The organism is Marinitoga sp. 38H-ov, assembly GCF_011057715.1.
Lineage (GTDB): Bacteria > Thermotogota > Thermotogae > Petrotogales > Petrotogaceae > Marinitoga.
The window spans coordinates 24,390-47,920 of the sequence record NZ_LNGH01000023.1 but is presented as its reverse complement, the minus strand read 5'-3'; the positions used below and the strand labels follow the sequence as shown (position 1 = coordinate 47,920).

At 25.9% G+C, this 23,531-nt stretch carries 25 protein-coding genes and 1 tRNA gene; 16 read left to right on the top strand and 10 right to left on the bottom strand.

Annotated elements, in window-relative coordinates; translation table 11 throughout:
- The first annotated feature begins 42 nt into the window (after window positions 1-42).
- Genes AS160_RS07495 through AS160_RS07470 form a run of 6 tightly spaced genes read left to right on the top strand, consistent with a single transcriptional unit; the run spans window position 43 to window position 7,056 of the window.
- Window positions 43-2,535 (top strand): ATP-dependent Clp protease ATP-binding subunit, encoded by a 2,493-nt coding sequence (locus tag AS160_RS07495; protein WP_165147176.1) that lies wholly within the window; start codon window positions 43-45, stop codon window positions 2,533-2,535.
- The gene (radA, locus tag AS160_RS07490) at window positions 2,535-3,875 is read left to right on the top strand and encodes a DNA repair protein RadA (RefSeq protein WP_165147174.1); all 1,341 of its coding nucleotides are present in this window, start codon (window positions 2,535-2,537) and stop codon (window positions 3,873-3,875) included. Before AS160_RS07495 ends, radA begins: the two co-directional genes overlap by 1 nt.
- 13 nt (window positions 3,876-3,888) lie before the next feature.
- Window positions 3,889-4,980 (top strand): DNA integrity scanning diadenylate cyclase DisA, encoded by a 1,092-nt coding sequence (gene disA, locus AS160_RS07485; protein WP_165147172.1) that lies wholly within the window; start codon window positions 3,889-3,891, stop codon window positions 4,978-4,980.
- Window positions 4,977-5,426: an SsrA-binding protein SmpB gene (gene smpB, locus AS160_RS07480; RefSeq protein ID WP_165147170.1), complete on the top strand. Its 450-nt coding sequence runs from the start codon at window positions 4,977-4,979 to the stop codon at window positions 5,424-5,426. Before disA ends, smpB begins: the two co-directional genes overlap by 4 nt.
- 8 nt (window positions 5,427-5,434) lie before the next feature.
- Complete coding sequence (locus AS160_RS07475; RefSeq protein ID WP_241244240.1) at window positions 5,435-6,361, top strand: ABC transporter ATP-binding protein; 927 nt, start codon at window positions 5,435-5,437, stop codon at window positions 6,359-6,361.
- Window positions 6,361-7,056 carry a pseudouridine synthase gene (locus tag AS160_RS07470; RefSeq protein ID WP_165147167.1) on the top strand — a complete coding sequence of 232 codons (696 nt, stop codon included), beginning with the start codon at window positions 6,361-6,363 and terminating at the stop codon, window positions 7,054-7,056. The genes AS160_RS07475 and AS160_RS07470 overlap by 1 nt, the downstream gene beginning before the upstream one ends.
- Window positions 7,057-7,468: 412 nt before the next feature.
- Here AS160_RS07470 and AS160_RS07460 read toward each other — a convergent pair whose 3' ends face one another.
- Window positions 7,469-8,542: a tetratricopeptide repeat protein gene (locus AS160_RS07460; RefSeq protein ID WP_165147161.1), complete on the bottom strand. Its 1,074-nt coding sequence runs from the start codon at window positions 8,540-8,542 to the stop codon at window positions 7,469-7,471.
- Between the two features lie 153 nt (window positions 8,543-8,695).
- Here AS160_RS07460 and AS160_RS07455 point away from each other — a divergent pair, with 153 nt between their 5' ends.
- The 3 genes from AS160_RS07455 to AS160_RS07445 all read left to right on the top strand — a co-directional run bounded on the left by AS160_RS07455 (window position 8,696) and on the right by AS160_RS07445 (window position 10,210).
- Window positions 8,696-9,460 (top strand): metallophosphoesterase, encoded by a 765-nt coding sequence (locus AS160_RS07455; RefSeq protein WP_165147158.1) that lies wholly within the window; start codon window positions 8,696-8,698, stop codon window positions 9,458-9,460.
- Between the two features lie 105 nt (window positions 9,461-9,565).
- The gene (gene rpmE / locus AS160_RS07450; RefSeq protein ID WP_165147155.1) at window positions 9,566-9,781 is read left to right on the top strand and encodes a 50S ribosomal protein L31; all 216 of its coding nucleotides are present in this window, start codon (window positions 9,566-9,568) and stop codon (window positions 9,779-9,781) included.
- Window positions 9,782-9,850: 69 nt separating this feature from the next.
- Window positions 9,851-10,210 (top strand): S1 RNA-binding domain-containing protein, encoded by a 360-nt coding sequence (locus AS160_RS07445; protein ID WP_165147427.1) that lies wholly within the window; start codon window positions 9,851-9,853, stop codon window positions 10,208-10,210.
- 43 nt (window positions 10,211-10,253) lie between these two features.
- Here AS160_RS07445 and AS160_RS07440 read toward each other — a convergent pair whose 3' ends face one another.
- Window positions 10,254-10,448 carry an FmdB family zinc ribbon protein gene (locus AS160_RS07440; RefSeq protein WP_165147152.1) on the bottom strand — a complete coding sequence of 65 codons (195 nt, stop codon included), beginning with the start codon at window positions 10,446-10,448 and terminating at the stop codon, window positions 10,254-10,256.
- 181 nt (window positions 10,449-10,629) lie between these two features.
- On the opposite strand from AS160_RS07440, the gene secG reads away from it, so the two are divergent.
- From secG to AS160_RS07420, 4 genes are all read left to right on the top strand, one after another.
- On the top strand, window positions 10,630-10,869 hold the full coding sequence (gene secG, locus AS160_RS07435; RefSeq protein ID WP_165147149.1) for a preprotein translocase subunit SecG: 240 nt from the start codon (window positions 10,630-10,632) through the stop codon (window positions 10,867-10,869).
- A gap of 7 nt (window positions 10,870-10,876) precedes the next feature.
- Window positions 10,877-12,067: a tyrosine--tRNA ligase gene (gene tyrS / locus AS160_RS07430; protein ID WP_165147146.1), complete on the top strand. Its 1,191-nt coding sequence runs from the start codon at window positions 10,877-10,879 to the stop codon at window positions 12,065-12,067.
- An 82-nt stretch (window positions 12,068-12,149) separates the two neighbouring features.
- On the top strand, window positions 12,150-13,079 hold the full coding sequence (locus AS160_RS07425; protein WP_165147143.1) for an S-layer homology domain-containing protein: 930 nt from the start codon (window positions 12,150-12,152) through the stop codon (window positions 13,077-13,079).
- A 117-nt stretch (window positions 13,080-13,196) separates the two neighbouring features.
- Complete coding sequence (locus AS160_RS07420; RefSeq protein WP_165147140.1) at window positions 13,197-14,765, top strand: hypothetical protein; 1,569 nt, start codon at window positions 13,197-13,199, stop codon at window positions 14,763-14,765.
- 353 nt (window positions 14,766-15,118) lie between these two features.
- Here AS160_RS07420 and AS160_RS07415 read toward each other — a convergent pair.
- A tRNA-Asp gene (locus AS160_RS07415) sits at window positions 15,119-15,195 on the bottom strand.
- 241 nt (window positions 15,196-15,436) lie between these two features.
- Here AS160_RS07415 and AS160_RS07410 point away from each other — a divergent pair.
- From AS160_RS07410 to AS160_RS07400, 3 genes are read left to right on the top strand one after another with little or no spacing between them, the layout of a single operon-like run.
- On the top strand, window positions 15,437-15,709 hold the full coding sequence (locus AS160_RS07410; RefSeq protein WP_165147137.1) for an HU family DNA-binding protein: 273 nt from the start codon (window positions 15,437-15,439) through the stop codon (window positions 15,707-15,709).
- A 44-nt stretch (window positions 15,710-15,753) separates the two neighbouring features.
- On the top strand, window positions 15,754-16,131 hold the full coding sequence (gene crcB / locus AS160_RS07405; protein ID WP_165147134.1) for a fluoride efflux transporter CrcB: 378 nt from the start codon (window positions 15,754-15,756) through the stop codon (window positions 16,129-16,131).
- The gene (locus tag AS160_RS07400; RefSeq protein ID WP_165147131.1) at window positions 16,128-16,448 is read left to right on the top strand and encodes a DUF190 domain-containing protein; all 321 of its coding nucleotides are present in this window, start codon (window positions 16,128-16,130) and stop codon (window positions 16,446-16,448) included. Before crcB ends, AS160_RS07400 begins: the two co-directional genes overlap by 4 nt.
- An 11-nt stretch (window positions 16,449-16,459) precedes the next feature.
- Here the strand turns inward: AS160_RS07400 and AS160_RS07395 are convergent, their stop codons facing one another.
- The 7 genes from AS160_RS07395 to AS160_RS07365 form a co-directional block, all read right to left on the bottom strand.
- Window positions 16,460-16,600: a hypothetical protein gene (locus tag AS160_RS07395; RefSeq protein WP_165147128.1), complete on the bottom strand. Its 141-nt coding sequence runs from the start codon at window positions 16,598-16,600 to the stop codon at window positions 16,460-16,462.
- 161 nt (window positions 16,601-16,761) lie between these two features.
- Complete coding sequence (locus AS160_RS07390) at window positions 16,762-18,090, bottom strand: hypothetical protein (RefSeq protein WP_165147125.1); 1,329 nt, start codon at window positions 18,088-18,090, stop codon at window positions 16,762-16,764.
- 18 nt (window positions 18,091-18,108) lie between these two features.
- Window positions 18,109-19,353: a DUF58 domain-containing protein gene (locus tag AS160_RS07385; protein ID WP_165147122.1), complete on the bottom strand. Its 1,245-nt coding sequence runs from the start codon at window positions 19,351-19,353 to the stop codon at window positions 18,109-18,111.
- Between the two features lie 8 nt (window positions 19,354-19,361).
- Window positions 19,362-20,294, bottom strand: coding sequence for a MoxR family ATPase (locus AS160_RS07380; protein ID WP_165147119.1), 933 nt, complete (start codon window positions 20,292-20,294; stop codon window positions 19,362-19,364).
- A 145-nt stretch (window positions 20,295-20,439) separates the two neighbouring features.
- Entirely contained in the window at window positions 20,440-22,038 is a 1,599-nt protein-coding gene (locus tag AS160_RS07375; protein ID WP_165147116.1) for a hypothetical protein, read from the bottom strand.
- Between the two features lie 10 nt (window positions 22,039-22,048).
- Window positions 22,049-22,801 carry an ABC transporter ATP-binding protein gene (locus tag AS160_RS07370; protein WP_165147113.1) on the bottom strand — a complete coding sequence of 251 codons (753 nt, stop codon included), beginning with the start codon at window positions 22,799-22,801 and terminating at the stop codon, window positions 22,049-22,051.
- A 12-nt stretch (window positions 22,802-22,813) separates the two neighbouring features.
- Window positions 22,814-23,530, bottom strand: coding sequence for a LytTR family DNA-binding domain-containing protein (locus AS160_RS07365; RefSeq protein WP_165147110.1), 717 nt, complete (start codon window positions 23,528-23,530; stop codon window positions 22,814-22,816).
- Window position 23,531: the final 1 nt, after the last annotated feature.

Sequence of the window (23,531 nt, the reverse complement as noted above, 5' to 3'; positions counted from 1 at the left end):
ATGAAAATGTGTTAAAATAATTATGTACATGGAGGTGATAATATGTTTGATAACTTTACAGATAGAGCAGCTAAGGTATTTATAGAAGCGCAAAATGAAGCGAGATATATGGGTCATCCATATGTTGGAACTGAGCATTTATTATTAGGTCTTTTAAAGGTAAACGGTAGATACTTATCCCAAATTTTTTCTTATTATAACCTAACATATGGGAAAATAAAAACTGAAATTACTAATATAGTTGGAGTAAATGCTTCTCATAATATTGTTGGAGCATCACCACAACCAACACCAAGAGCTAAAAGAATTATTGAATTAGCATACGATGAATCAGAAATTTTAGGAACATCACAAATAGATGCCGAACATCTATTGCTTGGTATTTGTAGAGAAGGTGAAGGTATAGCGGCTCACGTTTTAAGAAGATTGGGAATAAATCTTGTTGAAATGAGAAAAAAACTTTCAGATTTAATGTTAAATAAAGGAGAATCTTCTTCTGAAATTGAAACTTTTAAAGAAGAAGATGAAGAAAGAGTAAGACAAAAACAAAATGCGCTAAAACAATTAGAGGGTTATGGAGTAGATTTGACAGAAAAAGCAGCTAAAAATGAATTAGATCTAGTTATAGGAAGAGATGTTGAAATAAGAAGAGTTATGGAAATATTATCCAGAAGAAAGAAAAATAATCCTGTATTAATAGGAGAAGCTGGAGTTGGAAAAAGTGCTATTGTAGAAGGTCTAGCAGAAAGAATTATTAAAGGTGATGTGCCTGAGGTGTTAAAGGATAAATGTATATTTTCCCTGGATTTAACTTCATTAGTAGCGGGTACTAAATATCGTGGTGAATTTGAAAAAAGAATGAAAAAATTAATGCAAGTATTGGAGAAAAATAAAGACATTATATTATTTATAGATGAGATGCATATGATAGTAGAAGCTGGAGCAGCTGAAGGTTCATCAATGGATGCGGCTAATGTTTTAAAACCGGCATTAGCTAGTGGTGATATTACAATAATTGGAGCTACAACTCCATCTGAATATAGAAAATTTATTGAAAAAGATCCTGCTTTAGAAAGAAGATTTCAAAAAATATATGTAAATGAACCATCATATGAAGAAGCTATAGCTATATTAAAAGGTATAAAAAATAAATATGAAGAACATCATAACGTTAAATATACAAATGAAGCTATAGAAGCTTCTGTTAACCTATCATTAAGATATATAACAGATAGATTCTTACCTGATAAAGCAGTTGACTTAATAGATGAATCTGGAGCTAGAGCAAGATTAAAAGCTTTGACTTTACCAGATAATTTAAAAAAATTATTGAATAAAATAGAAGGATTGGAAAAACAAAAGGACAATATGATAAAAAATAATGATTATACCAAAGTAGAAGAATTAAAATCTGAAATAAATAAATTGAAAGAAAAATATTCAAAAAAATATTTTGAATGGAGAGAAAATGCAGAAAAAGAGATAATTGAAATTACTGAAGAACATATATCAGAGGTTGTATCAGATTGGACAGGGGTTCCATTGAAAAAATTAGAAATGTCAGAAATGGAAAGATTGCTTAATCTTGAAGCGGTTTTACATGAAAGAGTTATTGGTCAAGATGATGCAATTAATGCTGTAGCCAAAGCAATAAGGCGCGCTAGAAGTGGAATAAAAGATCCAAGAAGGCCAACAGGTGTATTTTTGTTTTTAGGTCCAACAGGTGTAGGAAAAACAGAACTTGCAAAAACCATAGCCGAATACTTATTTGGAGATGAAAAAGCCTTAGTTAGAATTGATATGTCAGAATATATGGAAAAATTCAATGTTTCTAGATTAGTTGGAGCTCCTCCAGGATATGTGGGATATGATGAAGGAGGACAATTAACTGAGGCTGTAAGAAGAAGGCCATATTCTGTAATATTGCTTGATGAAATTGAAAAAGCACATCCTGATGTATATAATATTTTACTTCAAATAATGGATGATGGCAGATTGACAGATTCACAGGGAAGAGTAGTTGATTTTAGAAATTCTATTATTATTATGACAAGTAATTTGGGTAGTGAAGTTATTAATAAGACAAAGAGATTTATGGGATTTGTAGATGAGGAGACGGAAGAAAGTAAATATAAAGAGATAAAACAATCGGTTATGGAAGAAGTAAAAAAAGCATTTAAACCTGAATTTTTAAATAGACTTGATGAAACAGTTGTTTTCCATCCGTTAACTAAAAAAGATATGAAAGAGATTATAAAAATACAATTAACTGATTTAGAAAAAAGATTGAAAGAAAAAGATTTACATATAAAAATTAAGAATGAAGCAGTAGATTTCCTTATAGAAAAAGGATTTGATCCGATCTTTGGCGCAAGACCTTTGAAAAGAGCTATTCAAAAATATTTGGAAGATCCTTTAGCTGAAGAGATATTAAAAGGAAGATTTAAAGAGGGAGATAAGGTTATTATAGAAGTTAAAAATAACAAAATACACTTTAAAAAAGGAAGAAGTGCGTCTAAGCAGAAGGTGTTATAATGGCTAAAAAGAATCAAAATTATTTTGTTTGTTCAGATTGTGGATATGAAAGTACAAAGTGGTTTGCAAAATGTCCTTCATGTAATGAATGGAATACCGCGGTGGAATACACCGCGGATATTTCTGATAATAATATAAATGTGAAACCATCTGAAATCTTATTTTTAAATGATGAAATAAAAGAACCTGTTAGAATTGATACAGGATTTAAAGAATTAAATGAAATATTAAATGGTGGTTTAGTAGAAAGCGCTGTGTACTTGCTTGCTGGAGAACCAGGTATTGGTAAAAGTACATTTTTAACTCAATTATCTTCTAATATTGCTGAGAAAAAAAGTGTGATTTATGTCTCAGGCGAAGAATCAGCTGAACAAGTGTTTCAAAGATTTAATAGAATAGGATTAAAAAGTAATAAGAAAAATATTGGTTTAGTTTTTGAGAATTCTTTGGACAAATTGATAGCTTTAATGGAAAATTTAGAAAATAAACCAGATATATTATTGATTGATTCTATCCAAACATTAAAATCCGATAATTTTTCATCGTATGCTGGTAGTATTTTGCAAGTAAAAGAGGTAACTAGATTTTTATCGGAATATTGTAAAAAGAGAGGAATTACTTTAATAATAGTAGGGCATGTAACTAAAGGTGGATTGATAGCTGGGCCAAAAATTTTAGAACATATGGTAGACGCAGTTTTGCAATTTGAACTTGAAAAAACATCTGGTCTTAGAATGTTAAGAATATTAAAAAACAGATATGGACCTACAGATGAAATATTGATGTTTGAAATGACGCAAAAAGGGTTAAATCCTATAACTGAATATACGCAGTATTTTTTAAAAGATTATAAGAATGCATCAGGTAATGTATTGACTATTGTAAAAGAAGGAAGTAAATTAATTCCAATAGAAATTCAAGCATTGGTTAGTAAGCCAGTTTATGGTAATCCAAGAAGGGTAACTTCAGGTGCTCCATTAGATAGATTGCTTATGATAATAGCAGTATTAAGTAAAAGATTGAGATTGCCTATAGAATCTAAAGACATATTTTTAAGTACTTCAGGAGGATTTAAAATATCAGATACTTCAAGTGATTTAGCGATTGCATATGCTTTACTTTCTTCTCTTTTTGACATATCTACTAGCAACTCAATAGTTGTTTTTGGTGAAATTGGTCTTGATGGTAATATTAGAAATATTAGAGATTTAGAAAAAAGGATAGAATTTTCAAATAAATTAGGAATAGAAAAAGTTGTAATTCCTGATTATAAGGTGAAATATAAAAATATTATTTCTATATCAAATTTAAATGATTTATTGAATAAATTTTTTGCATAATGGAGTGATTTGTATGAAAGATATTTTTTCTGATATACTGAGCTTATTAGCTCCAGGGAAAAAACTTAGAAATGGTATAGATTTAATAATTTCTGCAAACTTAGGAGCATTAATTTTTTTAACAGATAAAGCAGAAGAACATTTAAATAATGGATTAATACAGCTGGGGTTTATTATTGATATAGATTTTGAACCAGAAAGATTATATGAATTAGCTAAAATGGATGGCGCTATTGTTTTGAATAAAGACGCTACAAAAATATTGTATGCGAATACTCAATTAAACCCTTCAAGTAGCATACCAAGTTTTCAAACTGGTATGCGTCATAGAACAGGTGAAAGGATGGCAAAACAAACAAATGAAGTGCTTATCGCTGTATCGAAAAGAAGGAATCAAGTTTCTATATATCAAGGAAATTATAGCAGAGTATTATATCCCGAAACAATAATTTTCCCAAGGTTAAACCAAGAAATTTCTGTAGCTCAAAGATATAGACAAACATTTTTTGATTTATTATCAGAAATCAATATTGCAGAAATGGAAAATAGGGTTATATTATATAATGTAGTAGACGCTATATCAAAAGGATTTATGACATTAAAGGTGGCAGAAAAGGCAGAAAAATATCTATTAGAATTAGGAGAAGCTGCAGAGAGTTCAAGATTAGAGATAAATGAAATTAATAGAGTAACTCCTAAATATTTAGGAGCATTAATAATGGATTATTCAAAAAACTTATTGGATTTTCAATATCCGCAAGACGCTTTAAGTTTATTTGATGGATTAAAAACAGAAGATTTTTTAAATATGAAATTAATATCAGAGAAATTAGGATATGATATAGAAACAGAAAATGATTTAGAAGAATATTTTGTTTCCCCAAGAGGGTTTAGATTACTATATTCAACTAGAATTCCTTCAATAATTGTACGAAATGTTGTAGAGACATTTAAAAATTTAGATACTCTTATGAAAGCTAATATTGAAGAATTAATAAATGTCCCCGGGATAGGTAAAAAACGTGCTGAAAGAATTAACAGAGCTATAAGAAGAAAAAATGAATTTTCAGAAAAAATATCTTTTGAAGCGGGTGAAGATAAATGAAAATAATTACTAATAATAAGCAAGCAACATATCAATATCATATTTTAGAAAAATATGAGGCAGGAATTGAATTAAAAGGTTCTGAAGTAAAATCTTTAAGAGAAGGAAGAGTTAATCTTAAAGATGCATTTTGTAAAATTGAAAAAGGAGAAATTTTTTTATATAATGCCCATATTAGTCAATATAAGAATGCTTCTTTATTTAATCATGATCCGGAAAGACCAAGAAGATTGCTAATGCACAAATATGAAATATTAAAATTAGATCAAAAGGTAAAAGAAAAAGGTTTAACAATTATTCCATTAAAAATGTATTTTAATGAAAAAGGATTGGTTAAAGTAGAAATTGCTTTAGTAAAAGGGAAAAAACTATATGATAAAAGGGAAGATATTGCTAAAAGAGATATGGAAAGAAGGTTAAGGAAAAGTATCAAGTACGATATGTGAGGTGTATTATGAAAGCAATTGAAATAAAAAACGTTACAAGAAAATTTGGTGATGTAGTAGCATTAGATAATGTTGATTTTGAAATAGAAGAAGGTAAAATAGTAGGGTTATTAGGGCCAAATGGAGCTGGAAAATCTACTTTAATGAAAATTGTATCAACCTTAATTTTACCTTCATCGGGAGAGGTAAAATCATTTGGGTTTGATGTAGTAAAAGAAAAAAATAAGGTAAGAAATTTTATTAGTTTGGTTTCTGATTATACTGTATTAGAGGATGAATTGACACCATATGAGAATCTTATTCTTTTTGGAAAGATTAGTAATGTTAAGACTGACTTAAAAAAAAGAGCGTTAAGCTTATTAGAAGATTTTGGATTATCTCAATATAAAAATAGGTTAACAAAAAATTTGTCCTCAGGGAATAAACAAAAATTAAATATAGCAAGATCTTTGATTAAAGATCCTAAATTATTGTTATTAGATGAACCAACAATAGCTATTGATGTTGAAACTTCTAGATTTATTAGAGAATATATATTGGAACAAAATTTAAAGAATAATAAGACTATTTTAATATCTTCGCATTATATGTGGGAAGTTGAACAAATTGCTTCTGAAATAGCAGTTTTAGTAAACGGAAAAATAATTATTCAAGATAAAATGATAAATATTATGAAAAAATTTGAAGATAAATTATCTATATTTGAATTAGAATTGGAAAGTTCAGAAGATCTTGAAAAAATAGACAATTTAAAAAATAATGAAAATATTAGTGGTGTAAAAATTATTTCTTCAAACACTGCTATAATTGAAACCCCGCTGTCAAGTAACGAATTTTCCAACATTTTATTATCAAATAATATTAAGTGTAAATATAGAATTATGAAGATATCTTTAGAAGATGTATATTCATATGTAATTAAAGGGAGATTTTAATGGATAGATTAGATAAATTTTTAGTAAATGCTAAAATTGGATCAAGAAGCGAAGTAAAAAAATTGATAAAAAAAGGACTGATTAAGGTTAATGGCAATATTATAAAAAAAGTTGATTATAAAGTATCTGATAATGATATTATAGAATATAATAATCAAAAAATAGAGGGTCATAAATTAGTATATATAATAATAAATAAACCAATAGGTTATTTATCATCTACATATGATTCAAGAGATAAATATGTATTGCAATTAATAGATCATAAATTTAAAGATGAATTATCTATAGCTGGGAGACTAGATAAGGATGCACATGGATTGTTATTTTTAACTAATGATGGAGAACTTATTCATAGGATAATTTCACCTAATAAAAATATATATAAAACATATGAAGTTATGGTGGAGGGAGATATAACAAAAGATAAAATAAAAAGATTAGAAGAAGGAATAGATTTAAAGGATTTTATTACAAAACCTGCCATTGTAGAAAAGGTTGAGAATAATATAATAACAATAAAAATATCCGAAGGTAAATATCATCAAATTAAAAGAATGATGAAAGCAGTCGGTTTAACTGTAAAGGATTTAAAAAGAATAGCTATAGGGAATATATTATTAGGAGATTTAAAAGAAGGAGAATGGCTTGAAATTGAAAAACCAAATATTTTCAATAACGACTCCCCAATATAAATAAAAGCCTAAAGGAATTTTTTCTTTTTTTGAAAATATTAAGGATAAAATTACAGAAAATATTATAATATAAAAGATATAATATCCATAATATAATGTTAGTCCAAATATTAATTTAATATCGCCGAATCCTAATTTGTCCTTTTTGGAATAGGGTAATAAAATAAAAAAAATAATTATACTAATAATCATATTAATAAAGTTTGAGTTTATAAGCCCAAAAATGATTAGTGAATAATTTAAAATATCTGGTATATATAATGTATTAAAATCAAAAAAGGCAATGAGACTTATTAAAAAAATTAAAATATTGAAATTTCCATATAATATAACAAATACTACTCCCATCATGATTGGGAGTAGTATTTTTTTATTTAGTTTAAAAGATTTCATTATAATATATATATCTTCATTAATCCATGAAAAAAGATTTTTCCTCATCATTTAAATATTCTTCAATTATATTTTTTATACCGAAATAATACCAGGAATATTTATCTTTTAATTCATTGATTATATTTTTTGCTTCTTCAACTTTGCCTGATTTAATAAGAGGTACAGTTAGTAATATTTTAAAATGTTCATAATTATTATTTTTGTTCAAGAATTTATTTATAAATTTTTCAACTTTATCGTATTTACCATTTTGGAACATTATTTTAGACCAAATTTCTAAATCGCTTATATATTCTGGCTGTGAATTCGAAATTTCTTCTTTTAATTCATCAGCTTCAATATTTCTTTCAAGTTTATAGTAAATATCCATTAATTCATATTTAGCTAAAACGCTTTTTGGATATTTATGCAAAAATTTTTCTAAAATTCTTGCTGCATTTTTGAAATTTCCACTTTGTCTAAATGCATCAGCAATCATGAAATAAGTAACTGTATTTTCCGGCATTAATTCAACTTCTTTTAACCATACTTCAGCTGCTTTTTCGTATTCTCCTAAATTAAAATATGTGTCTCCTAATTCTGACAATGCAGCAATATTCCATGGGTCTTGTTTAACAGCTAATTCTAAATATTTTTTACCTTCTAAAAAATTACCTTCTTCAATTAAAACCGATCCTAGTATTTCATATGCTGGAGTATAATTTGGGTCAATTTCAATCATGAATTTAACAATTTTCTTAAGTTCATCAAAATTGTGATGATCTGCATAATCTAATATAATATCATATAATTCATTTAATGTGGCGTGATTAAAGTCTGAAGGTTTTAGATCGAATTCGTTTAAATATGATATAAATTCAGAAAATATAAAAGGTTTAGTGACAAAGTTAGATAATATTCCAGGAAGAAATTCGGAAATTTTTTTAATTTTACTAGCTTCTGATATTAGTTTTTCTTTAGATTTTAAGTCAGCCATCATTAATTCTAAATCACCCTCATACATTATATCAGATAATATTACTGGAAAAACAGTATGGGTATTTATTTCTATTCTTTCTCCATTTAAATTTAATATAGCAATTGTTTCCATAATAATCCCCCTTTTTAATATTTGTGTAATTATATTTTATCATTTTTAACATAAAATAATAAATGTTATTTTTTATATTAAGTATTTATTTAAGTAGAATGTCAAAGATTATGTATAATTAATAAAAAATCTAAAGGTATAGGAAGGTTATATATGAGAAAAATTCGATATTTATTTTATGTATTAATATTTATTCTGATATATTCATTTTTTATAGAACCTTTTTCTGTAAAAAAAACGGATTTACATATAGATGTTCCGAATTTAGATTTAAAAATAAAAATTGTGCATATTACTGATTTGCATATGTATAAATATATATTTTTTCATGAAAAAATATTAGATAAAATAAAAGAAGAAAAACCTGATATTATATTGTATACAGGAGATTCAATAATTAAAAATACAGATAAAAATGATTTAAATAAATTTTTTAAAAAATTAAGTGAAATAGCACCAGTATATACGGTATATGGTAATTGGGATTATTATAATATAGAATTAGTAAATAATGTTTATAATAAAAATAATATTCATGTAATAAATGATAACACAATAAACGTATTTTTTGATAATTTTTCAATAAAATTAATAGGGCTTCCAATATATAAAAAAATAAGTTATGTTGACACAACTGAATCTAATTACACAATAGTTCTCGAACATATTCCAGATACAATATTTTATAATAAGGAAGTATTTGATCAAGCGAATTTGATTTTAGCGGGTCATACTCATGGTGGGCAAGTGTATATTCCGTTTATTACAAAATTTTTTATTAAAAAATATTCTTTTTATTTAAAAGGTAAAATTAATTTTAAGGATAATAAAATAATGTATATCAATAGAGGGTTAGGTGCTTGGTTTAATATAAGATTTCTTGCTCCGCCCGAAATCTTAATAATAACTTTAAATTAAAATTTAATATAATTGTTCATTAAAATATAAATTATTCCTTGACTATGAAAAGAGAATATGTTATAATTTTTCAGACAAAAAAATTATAATATAGAGGTGAAATGCATGAAAAAAGGAATACACCCTGAAATGAAACTTATCACTGTTAAATGTGCATGTGGTGCTGAACATCAAATGTATAGTACAGAAGATAACTTCCGTGTTGATGTATGTTCTAAATGTCATCCATTCTTCTTGGGAGAAACAAGTTCTCAAATTATTGATACAGAAGGAAGAGTTCAAAAGTTCAAAAACAAATACGCAAAATTTCTTAACTCATAAGTGGGAGGTTAACCTCCCATATTGTTATATATAAATTATTTTATGGAGGTAGTACTTGTGGCTAAAAGTATGGCATTTGGCGAAACTGTTAAGGTAACTGTTAAAGACATCAAAAAATTCGGAGCATTTGTTACACTTGAATCTGGAGAAGAGGGATTCATTCATATTTCTAAGATTTCAAATGACTATGTAAAAAACATTTCAGATTTTTTGAAAGTAGGTCAAGAACTCGAAGGTAAGATTATTGGGAAAACAAAGGATGGAAAAGTAGAACTTTCCTTAAAAACAGAAGACATGCAACAACAAGAAGAAAAGAAAGATGATGAATTCGAAAAGAAACTTACAAAATTTTTAAAGGACAGCGACAGAAAATTATCTGAATACTCAAGAAGACTCGATAAGAAAAGAGGTGGCAAGGGGAAAAGATAATATTTAATAATTAGTGGGGGATAAAGGCAGCGTATGAGCTGCCTTATTTTTTATTATCTGATGATTTTGAATCTGTTATATAATATCCACTACCCTTAAATGATATACCAATTTTTCCTATGCTTCTTTTTGCTTTTTCTCCGCATTTTTCGCATAAAATTTCGGGTTCTTCATTCATGCCGTGCATTACTGTGAATTCGTGATTGCAATTTTCGCAAGTATATCTATATATAGGCATATAAACACCTCCCTGTTCTTTTTTTAATATCATTCCAATTTTAACAATGATATGTTTAAAATCTATTTCACATAAATTAACTTCATAAAACAAATAGTATCTTATTTTTACTTGAATTATTATTTGATTTAGTGTATAATATTTTTTGAGATACAATATTATTGTAAAGGAGGAAGTCGAAGTGTCAATATTAACCATACTAGCTGTTTTAGTTCATTTGGTTTTATCTATTGCGTTAATTTATTTTGCATTACAAAGAATGCAAAAAAATGCTGAATTAGGTGGTGCTTTCGGTTCTGGAGCTTCTCATACAATGTTTGGGAGAGAAAAAGGTTTTGATCCTGCTGCAAAAATGGCATTATGGGCAGGTATATTATTTATGATTTCTTGTTTTGTAGTAGCAGCACTTCTTGCGAGGTGAATAAATAGTGGATTTTGAAAAACAATCTGATATTATTAAAAGAAATACAATAGATTTTATTACAGATGAGGATTTAAAAGAGCGATTGAAATCAAAAAAAATCTTAAGAGTTAAATTGGGAGTAGATCCTTCAAGGCCTGATTTGCATTTAGGGCATGCTGTTGTTTTAAAAAAGTTAAGAGAGTTTCAAGATTTAGGTCACCAAGTAGTGTTAATTATTGGAGATTTCACTGCGAGAATTGGTGATCCTTCTGGTCGTTCTAAAACGAGACCCATGCTTACTAAAGAAGAAGTTGAAAAAAATGCTGAGTCATATAAAAAACAAGCATTTAAGATTTTGGATCCAGAAAAAACTGAAATTAGATATAATAGTGAGTGGTTAGATAAATTAACATTTTATGATGTAATTAAATTATCCTCTAATTATACAGTCGCTAGGATGTTAGAAAGAGATGATTTTGCTAAAAGATTAGCAAATAATGAGCCTATTAGTATATCTGAATTTATGTATCCATTAGCTCAAGCATATGATTCTGTAATGATTGAAGCAGATGTGGAAATTGGAGGTACAGATCAATTATTCAATCTTTTAGTTGGTAGAAAAATGCAGGAAGCTTATGGTCAAAAACCACAAATAGTTTTAACTATGCCAATAATTGAAGGTACAGATGGTAATTTGAAAATGAGTAAATCATATGATAATTATATAGCTTTTGAAGATGAACCATTTGATATGTATGGAAAGGTTATGTCTATTCCTGATACTTTAATATTAAAGTATATGAGATTAGCAACCGATATACCTGAAGAAAGAATTTTAGAATACGAAGAAAAAATGAAAAACAATTCTATTAATCCAAGAGATATTAAAATGGTTTTAGCTTTTGAAATTGTGAGATTTTTTCATGGTGAAGAAAAAGCGAATTATGCTCAAAATGAATTTATTAAAGTATTCCAAAAAAAAGATATTCCAGATGAAATGGATGAAATTTTAGTAGAAAAAAGCATTTCAGCGGTTGATTTATTATTAAAAACAAATTCAGTTTCTAGTAAAAGTGAAGCAAAAAGACTTATTAATCAAGGAGCAGTTAAATTAAATGATGAGAAAATTAATGATCCTTTCCAATTATTAGTGATTAATGGTGATGAAATCTTAAGAATTGGAAAAAGAAGATTTTTTAAACTAAAAACTAATTAAAAATTCTTCAAATTTTATAGTATAATTAAATTAGTAAGTTTTAAAAACAAAAATTCAAAATTCAAAAGAGGGGGTAGAGTGTATGAAAAAAACGTTATTAGTATTGGTATTGGTTTTATTTGGAGCATTTACATTTGCTTTTAAAGATGTTCCAGCAGATCATTGGGCATATGATTATGTAATGGATTTAGCTAACAGAGGTATAATACCGATGGAAGATAATTTTAATCCTGATGTTGTTTTAACAAAAGCAGAAATTGCTGTATTATTATCTGACACATTAACATTTGTTGAAAATGATCCTGTATTAGCAAAATCAGAAGATATTATGAGAGTAGAAGAAGTAATGAAAATGTTAAATACAAAATTAGGAAATTTAGAAAATGATTTAATGATGTTAAAAGATGATGTTGCAGTTAATGTTGAAAATATTGATGGTTTATGGGAAGAATTAGATACTGTTAAAGCTGATTTAGATTATGTATCTGGTAAGAATGTTGAAGAACATGCTATGTTAAAAGATATGTTATCTAAAAAAGCAGATATGGAAACTGTTGATATGTTATCTAAAGATTTATCAAAAACAATGAATGAATTAGAAACTATTACTAAAGTTGCATATAGAGCATTTAATAATGCAGATATGATTTTAGAAGATACATTAGCTATGCAAGATGATATTTATGCATTACAAGAAGATTATTCAACATTTAAAACATCAATTTCTAAAAATTTCTTAGAATTAAAATATAACGTATTAGATTTAACTGATAAATTTGAAAAATTATCAACATTATCAGATTCAATTGAAAATTCAGAAATGAAATTAGGTGCTATTGAATCTGCAGTTACAGCTAATCAAAATGTTTTAATTACATTAACAAAATCAAATGAAGAATTAAAAGGAAAAGTTATGGCTAATGAAGAAAAAATAAACAGAGCTAATATTTTATCATTAGTAGGAATAGTATTAGCAGGAGTAGCTTTAGTTGTTCCATTTGTAGTTAAATAATTAATTTGTCGATGGATTAATTAATTTAAGGTTAAAATGTCTTGACTTTTATTTACAAATATGATAGAATAATTACAGTTTATTACAAATTAAATTATTATTAAGGAGGTTGTTTGCATGAAGAAAGTTCTAGCTTTAGTTATGGCTTTAGCTCTTATGGTATCTGCTTTTGCAGCTACAGAAGTTCCTGCAACATTATCAGTTACAAATCCAGTATTTGAAGGTTCTGTAAGTTTTGAAATTGGTTTTGATGAAAACGGATTAGATTTAAAATTTGATAATTCATTAAAAGTAACAACTGCTTTCTATCAAGGTTATTCAGCAACATTTGGTGGCGGTAATTCAGGTATGTTAACAGTTGTTTTAAGTGGAGATTTAGTTGGTGTAGCTAAAGATACAATCCCAGCATTTTCACTAAGTAGCATTACTTATGAAGATGATATGTTAAAAGCAGTTTTCAATAATTCAGGTATTTTAGATTATTCAAAATATATAGTTTACAACACTTATGATGATGATGGAAATGCACAATTACCAAAAGTTGGAGACAGACACGCATTAGTAACATTAAAAGATTTAGGATTAGATTTCTTATATGTTGATTTAACTTCAGATTATGATGTAACAGCACATGCAACAGGTGACACATTATTCTTAAATGGTGACTTATTAGCTGGTAAAAAAGATTTAACAGTTTCAATGTTTGATGTTAATATGACAGCAGCAGCATGGTCAGCAGATTCAACAAGATTAGCTGTAACTGGTCCAGCAACAAAAACAGGATTTGCAGTAGCATTTGAAACAACAGGAAAAGATGCAGTTGAAGGTTTAACAGCTGATTTAGTAGTAGCTTCACATGCTGGTTCATTAGCATATATGTTAGATGCTGGTTACAAAAAAGATTATGAAGCTGGTATGTTTACTGTAACACCTCATATGACATTTGATTATGCAAAATCAGCTATGTTACCTGAATTTGTTAAACCAATATCTGATGCAACAAAAGTTACTTTTGGTGCTGATTTATCAGCTGACTTTGGTGTAGCAGGTAATGTAAAATTAACAGATACAATTACATTACCATTACCAGGAGATATTTCATACACATATGCTGTTACTTATGCAAACAAAGTTCATGATTTATTTAACTTAGAATATTTAACAGTTACAAAAACAGATGGTACAGAATTAGCAACACCATTTACATTAAAAGCAAAAGTTTCAGGTTCAACAACAATGGATGCTATTTCAGCAGGTTATGATGTTACATTATTATCAGTAGCATTAGATAAAGTTGCTGATGAATATGTTGTAAATGCACATGCAAATGCTGGTTATGAAGCAGATATGGTATCAGTTATGTTTGATGCATGGTACATTTTAGATGCTGAAACAACAATGGATGCAACTGATTTAGGTTATAAGGCTACAGTTGAATTAAAACCAATGGATAAAGTTACAGCTACATTTGTTGTAAGAAACTTTAGCGGTAAAGATTCAGATTCAGATGGTTCATACTTTGATGAAGAATTTATGAAACCAGGAGAATTAGTATATACAGCTGATTTAACATATGCATATACAGATAATGTAACAGCAGGATTCCACTTTGGAACAGAAGATAATTATGGAATGACTTCAGCTATTCACTGGTACGGTTACGTAAAAGGTTCAGTAAGCTTCTAATAAAAAACAATTAACCCCGGCAATTGCCGGGGTTTTTTATATAATAAAAAATTAATATAATTGATATTAAGTAGATAAAACAAATATTAAGAGTTAGGAAGAATAATATAAATATATTGAAAAAAGTATAGATTTCTATATATATAAGTTAAAAAAAGAAATGAAAAATTATATCTGTAGAATTTGAAACTTTAAAAAGAAATAATCCTAGTTACTATTAAGATAGTTATTATAAGTAAATAAATAGAAAATATGCAGTTTAAATCAAAATTATAAAAATTGAATATGTTTTTTTTTTAATCAAGTAATATTTAAATAACTAAAAAAAATCCCGGATTAATCCGGGATTTCTCTGGCGGGGACGACGGGACTCGAACCCGCGGCCACCGGTGTGACAGACCGGCATGCTAACCAACTGCACCACGTCCCCAACCGACAAATATATTGTACCAAAAGAAATATTACAATTCCAGTCATGAGTGGTTTCTAAAAAGTGACATGATTTTTAGTATTTTTTTAAAGAAATTCAATATTATTATAGATTATAAAAAAAATAAAAGAAAAACCTCAAATAAAACTTCTTAAAATTTACATTACTGCTTGATTTTAATAAAAAAATGTGGTAAAATTCCTTTGAAATGCGTTTATATCAATACTTAGGGGGTGCATGTATGAATAAAAAAGAATTAGTTAGTGCATTAGCTGAAAAAGTTAATGTTACAAAGAAAGAAGCAGCTTTATTTGTTGATTCTTTTGTTGAAGTAGTTTCAGGTGCTTTAGAAAAAGGAGAAAGTGTTAAGATTGTTGGTTTTGGAACTTTTGAAGTAGTAGAAAGAAAACCAAGAAAAGGTGTTAATCCACAAACTAAAGAAGCTATTGAAATTCCTGGTGGAAAAGTACCTAAATTTAAAGCAGGTAAAGAATTAAAAGAAAAAGTAAAATAATTTAAACGGGGCCAAAGGCTCCGTTTAAATTTATGGAGGTATTTATGTCTTTAATATATATAGGTTTAGGAGGCTTTTGTGGAGCAATATTAAGATATTTATTATCTAAATATATAAATACATTATTTTCTATAGGGAATATGCCGTATGGGACATTATTCGTTAATATTTTAGGGGCATTTATTTTGAGTTTTTTAATGTCATTGAGTGTATATAAGTTAGAAATACCAAAAAGTTTTATGTTATTTTTTGCAACGGGTTTTATTGGCTCTTTTACAACATTTTCAACCTTTATGTATGAAACTATAATTTTAAGTGAAGAATCGTTTAGTTTATATTCTTTATTGTATTTATCTTTAAGTATAATACTTGGATTACTATTTTCGTTTTTGGGATACTCTTTAGGGAGGATGGGAACATGAATTTTTTAAGGATCTATTTAGGGGAAAATGATCACTGTGGCCATGAACCAGTTTATAAGTATATAATGAAATTATGTTATGATAAAGGAATTAAAGGAGTAACGGTATTAAAAGGAATAATGGGGTTTGGAGAAAAACATCATGTTCATAGGGTAGATTTTTTTACATTAAGTGAAGATTTACCTATTATTATTGAAGTTATTGATGAAAAGGAAAAAATTTTAAATTTAATTGAAGAAATAAAAAAATGTAATTTTGATGGTTTGGCTGTATATTGGGATATAAATGCAATAAGAATAACAAAAGAGCCCATTTAAGGGCTCTCTTATTATAAGTTAATGCTATTATTCATATATATTTCTAAAGCTTCTTCTTTGAAATTTTCAACTAACTTATCTATTTCATTTTCTGAAGACTTATTTTCCATATAGCCTAATTTTTTATTTAAAAATCTTGAAATGATTTTCATATTTCTCCCTCCCCGTATAATGATTTCATATTTATTATATATTTTATTTTATACAATTCGGTATCCGAACTATTATGTTATATAATATATATCTTTTCATTTATATTAATCAATACATTTTTAAAGCAGAAAGAAATATTAACTTAAATTTATTGAAATATTTAATTTTTAAAATCATTTTTTTCAAAAAATCTAATACATTCTTCAATAATATTTTTTATTTCTTTTTTTGTGTAAGAAAAATTTTTTTCTCCATATTCCTTAATGACGAAAAGATTTGTTAAAAGTTCAAATTCATTTGGATAGTTTATATTATTTAACAATTCATATGGGGTTAAATGTGGATAGGAGTTGAAAAATCTTTTTCGAATATATTTATATCCTTCATCTATTAAAAAGGGTATATTTTCGTTATTGTGATTATCCATACTAAAATCCTCTATATTATTTTCTTCTTTTTTTTGTTTGTTATGGAATTTATAAATATATATAATTAGAGCAACTACTAGTAAAATTGAAATAATAGCAAAAATTATTTCACTATGTATTTTTATAAAAACGTTTTTGGGGTTTTTAATACCTTCACTAAAAAAAGATATTATTTTGTTATTAGAAAAATCATTTTTACTATCAATATTTATATTTCCTAGTTTATGCTCTGAAATAGGATCTCTACCTCTGCTCAAATATGCAATGCTTGAACCCATTATACCCAAAGATAAGAAAAATATTATTATGGATACAATTATTTTCTTTTTTTCATTTTTTGTATATAAATTCCATGTATAAAAAGCAGATATAAAAGCTATTATGGCTCCAATAAAAATATAAAAAAATATAATAGTATCTATATTTTTTGTTATACTCTTATTTTTCATTATAGTTATATTTCCAACAAAGTTTCTTTTTGATTCTTTAGATAATTTTGATATAGTAATCTCATTATTAGAATCATTTATATAATTGCTTTCAATATTTTTTTCATTTTTACTATTAATTTCTGTAAAGGGATTATAATAGTAATTAAAATTCCATATACTAAATATTATAAAAAAAGAAAAAATAAAAATAATTATTTTTTTATTTTTTTGTTCAGAAAATATTTCTTTTAAAGAAATCATAAAAGTAATAATTGGAAATATTGGATTTGTTAGATTTTTTAACAAAGCAATAGAAATTAAAAAAAGAAAAGTATACTTGATAACATCTTTTGATTCAAAAGGCAAAAAGTATGAAAGAATAACTATAGCAATTAAATTGAAGCTATAAAATAAATTTTTTGATCCAAAAATATTTAATAGAAAAAACGTCAATATATATATGCCGGCTAAAGATAAAAAAGCAATATAATAAGGCATTCCAAATTTACGCATTCGTATAAACAAAAATGAGAATAAAATTCCTAAAATAAAAATAATTATCCCATCATGATTAAATGGAATAAAGGTTAAGAATAAAGAAATTATATACCCAAATCTTTCTTTTTTCATAATATCACCTATTTTTTATTATATAGTTTCAAAAATTTCAGTTAAAGAGTTATTAGGAGATACTAATCTAACGATAATATAATTTTCCTCTAGTAAAACTGCTTTTTTCTCTAAATCTATAGTTTCCATCCTAAACATATTATGCTCTTTTATGTCTAACTTTCCTTCATTTTCAATTCTAAAACCATATGGCATAATTAAAACAATAACTTTTGAAGTTTTAGATCTTAATTTTATTAAGTCAGATATAATATTATCTGTTAAATGAATGGAAATAATAATTACAGTATCTTCATATGTGAAATATGGTATATTATCAACAATGATATCTTCTAAACTATTATTAGGGTCATTAGTTCCTTCTACTTTTGATAGAATATCAAAATAATCAATCCAATCATTTGATGAATGGCTTATTATTTCCTTTCCGATAATGACTAAATTAACTTCTTCATGCTTTTCTATTTCATATTTAATAATACTAGCAGTTGCTTTTAAAGCATATTCTTCATATATTTTTCTTTCACTTTTCCAAAAAATATTATTTTTAGGGATTCCGGAAGGTAGATTTAAATCTACAAACATATAAATTTTTCCTGTAGAAGTATGAGAGTATTTTTTTACCATTAATTTATCATATTTAGCTGAAATTTTCCAATTAATTCTATTTATTGGTTCATTATTATATTCATCAATATTTTCAACATATGTAACATCCTCTAATACTCGTATATTAGATTTATCTCCTGGTAAAAGTTTTTTTAAGCTTTCCTTGTTAAATTCAGAATATATAAATTCTGGTAAAACTTCAATATTTTTATCTACCTTTATTGTTCTCCAAAATTCAAAACCAAGAGGAGTATTATATTTTATACTAATAAAACCTATTTTTTTTAATCCCCTTGTACCAAAAGAAGTAATAAATTTTATTTTCTTTTGTTCTTTTGCTTTTATTTTAACTTTTTGAAATTGTGGCTTTAATCTACTTAATAAATTAGATGGAGAAACAGTAATAATGATATCTTCATTAGAATTATTTTTTAAATAAATCCTATATTCAATTTCTTCTTCAATAAAACATTTTTCATATTCCAAATCATATAAAATCTCAAGGTTATTGAATACTTTTTTCTTTTTAAAGAATTCATACCATCCTAATCCGACAAAAACAATTAGCAATATTGTATAATTGCTAAAATAAAAAATATTTAATAATGTAGCAGTTAAAGTCATTAATAATAAACCTTTTATATTATATTTCATAATATCCTCTACTTTATAACTTTAATTTCATCTAAAATTTCATCAATTAATTTATAAGTAGATACTTTTTTTATTTTAGCTTCAGCTTTTAAAATTATCCTATGTGCTAAAACATATTTTGCAATATTTTTTATATCATCTGGAATTACAAAATCTCTATTTTCTATTGCTGCGATGCTTTTTGATAATTGCATTAAAGCAATAGAGCCTCTAGGACTTGCTCCAACTTTAATATCTTTATGATTTCTTGTTTTATTTACTATATCAACAATATATTTTTTTATTTCATCTGATACATGAATCTTTTTTATTTCATCTTTAATCTTTTTTATTTCATCATAATTAGAAACACTTTTTATGTTATTTATAGGATGTTCGTCCTCCTGTGAGTTAAGCATATTTATTTCATTTTCAATATCAGGATATCCTAAAGATAATTTAATCATAAATCTATCTAATTGAGCTTCAGGTAAAGGAAAAGTCCCTTCATATTCAATTGGATTTTGTGTTGCAATAACAAAGAAGTTAGTATCTAAACTATGGGTTATACCATCTATAGAAACTTGATTTTCTGCTAATGATTCTAATAACGCAGATTGTGTTCTTGGAGTTGCTCTGTTTATTTCATCTCCTAAAAGTATATTAGTGAATATAGGCCCCCTTTTTAAAACAAAATCATTCTTATTTTTATCAAAAATATATAAACCAATTAAATCATTAGGTAATAAATCAGGAGTGAATTGAACTCTCTTAAAATTTAAATTAAAGGATTTAGATAATGCTCTAGCAAGCATAGTTTTTCCTGTACCAGGAACATCTTCGAGCAAAACATGTCCATTAGAATAGAAAGTTGCTAAAACTAATTTAATTTCCTTTTCCTTTCCTTTAATAACAGTACTTACATTATTAATAATTTTTTTTGATAATTCTGATGTAATCATAATATTCTCCTTTCTATACAAATCTCTTTTTAATTATAACATAAAAAAATGCTCCCAATGGGAGCTGAATAATTTATTTATCTATATTAAGGGGTTGTGATATTATTATATAATTTGTAACTTAAAAAATACTTAGAAATATATTTCATTCCCATTTCAACATTCTATCTTTTACTTTATTAATTTCTTTAGATATCAAATATATTAAAAATATAATAAGTGATATAGGTAATACAGCACCTAAAAGATGATATATAATTTCAGAATCAAGTAGGAAATCAATAAATTTCATCTTTAAATCTTTATTTATTAAAGAAAACATATATAAATTTCCAGGTATAAATATACCGAAACTAAATCCTAGAATAATTCCTTCTAAGTACATAACTTCTTTACCTTTAATAATATTTTTTTGTGATAAATCTCTTTTAGGGTTTTTTAAATACATACTAACTCCTAAAATTGAAGAATAAATTATTAAAATAATAACGGGAATTATTGATATTAAATTAATCCAATTTCCTTTTTTTAATAAATAAATTAAAATATTTAATCCTATATATTCAGATGAAAAAATGATTATTGGTACAATTATTTTAGAAAATATCATATTTCCAATGGAAATAGGAAATAGTTTTGGAATAGGCCATATTTTCCCTTCGTATGAAATAGAAAAAATAGAAATCATAGCAGCGTATATAGATGCAATCATAACAAAAACAAAACTAATTAATTCAGCATCTGAATTTGTAAAAATAAAAATTAAAGGTAAAAAAACAGGATACAATATAAGGAAAAATGTTTGGGAATCTCTAAATAATAATTTAAAATCCTTTTTTATTGAAGGGAATTTTGATGATTTAATTTCAAAATTTTTCTTTTTTCCTTTTTTTCTAGATATACTTAATTCTAAAGAGTTTGAAATTTTATAAACAGTATATAATAATAATAAGTTGATTAATATCAAAATAAACAATGATAAAATATTACCTTTCATTGTTAAAATAACCCAAGTATGAGGCCAAATATAATTTAGTAATAATGAAGATAAATTTTTAAGAGAATCTATCAATTGGATTTGATTATCGCTTTCAAATAATCTGGGTATTATATTAGTTATTCCTACATATAAAAATATACTTATAAAATACGTCACCATTGTCATTCGCTTTGCTGAGGTTTTTGTTAAAAATTTAGAAAATAAAACTCCGCCTAAATTAGATATTAATAATAATAATAAAATAAAAAGAATCCCTGCAATGGATGTTAAAATTATGTTAGTTTTTGTAATTATTCCATATATTACAAAAATAGGGATCATCATTCCTAAAGGAAGACCTGCCATAACTAAGCTATCAATAGCACTAGAAATATAAATGTCAGAACGTTTTAAAGGCATTGATAATAATATTTGGGTTATATCACTTTCGTATAAATTTGCAACAATAGCTGGAGAATAATTAAGAAAAAATATAAATCCCATAATTAAAAACCACATTGAAAAAACAATATCTAATATAGACCATGGCAAATCAATACCTAATTGAGTGAAAGGTATATTTAAATCTTTAAATAAAAGGTATATAAATGGTGATATAGAAGCACCAAATATAATAGCTGGGATTAAATAAGCAGCTAGGGCATTAAGGGGATTTGATTTTTTATATGTGCCATCTTTTTTCTTAGTTGGTCTAACTTTATTTTGATAAGAGTATTTTAAAATTATCCAAATTTTATTTTTCATATAATCCCCCCTAAAGTTCTTTTATAATATCATCTAATTCTCCAGCATCGGTTAATTCTAAAAATAAATCTTCGAGAGATTTTTTTTCATTGGTTTTAGATAGCAATTTTAATTCTTCTAAAGTACCTTCAGCAATTAATTTTCCGTTAGAGATAATACCAATTCTATTACACATCTTTTCAGCGATTTCTAAAATATGTGTGGTTAGAAATATTGTAGCACCTTCATTAGAATATTTTTCCAACAACATTTTTAATATTTTTGCGGATTTTGCATCAAGCCCGACAGTTGGTTCATCCAAGAATATAACTTTTGGTTTTCTCATTAAAACAGATGCTACCATAAGTTTTTGTTTCATTCCATGGGAATAATCTCCTATGAATGAATCGAGATAATCTATTTCAAAAGCTTCGCATATCTCGTTAAGACGGATTTTTGTTTCATTTTTATCAACATTATATATATCCATAATAAATTCAATAAATTCTGATCCTTTCAAGTTTTCATATAATTTTGGTTCATCTGGAACAACACCAATATTTGCTTTGATTTTTAATTCATCAGTTTTCATATTTAGTCCTAATATTTCAATTTCTCCAGAAGTTGGTTTTAAAGTTCCAGTAAGCATTCTTATGGTGGTAGTTTTTCCAGCTCCGTTAGGTCCTAAAAAACCATAAATTTCTCCATTTTTAATATTTAAGTTTATATTACCTACTGCAGTAAAATCACCAAATTTTTTTACTAAATTGATAGCTTTAATCATAAAATTCCTCCTTTAAAATTTGAATTTTTCTTTTATAAAATGTAAATAATTTCTGCCGATTTTTAGTTCTATCCCATTATCTAATTCTAAAATATAATCGCGAGTAAAAATTTTTTTGAATTTTTTTATATGATCAACTGATACAATATATCCCCTATGAATTCTTATGAATTTTTCGGGATCTAATAATTTTTCTAAATTTTTTAAAGTATTGTCATAATAGTATTCCGCATCTTTCGTGCATAAAAAAACATATTTATCTTCTGCTTTAAAATAGTAAATATCTTTTTCTGAAATTATAGAAATAATATCACCATTTTTAACTGAAAATTTTCTCATATAAAATAATTCATCTAATAATTTTCTGTTAATTATATTTTTTCTTTCTAATGATCGTTCAATTGCTATTTTTAATCTTTTTAAATCATAGGGTTTTAGTAAATAATCAACGGCATTTTCTTCAAATGCTTTAATTGCATATTCTTGATATGCAGTGATAAAAATAACTAAAGGTTCATATGAAATTTCTTTTAATATTTCAAATCCATTTTTTTCTGGTAAATTAATATCAAGAAATATTAAATTTGGGCGCTTCTCTTCTATTATTTTTATGGCTAATTCTCCGTTATTAGCTTCTCCGACTATGTTAATATAGTCAAAATTATTTAATAGTTTTTTTAATCTATTTAAAGAATGCTCTTCATCCTCAATAATAACACAATTTATCATA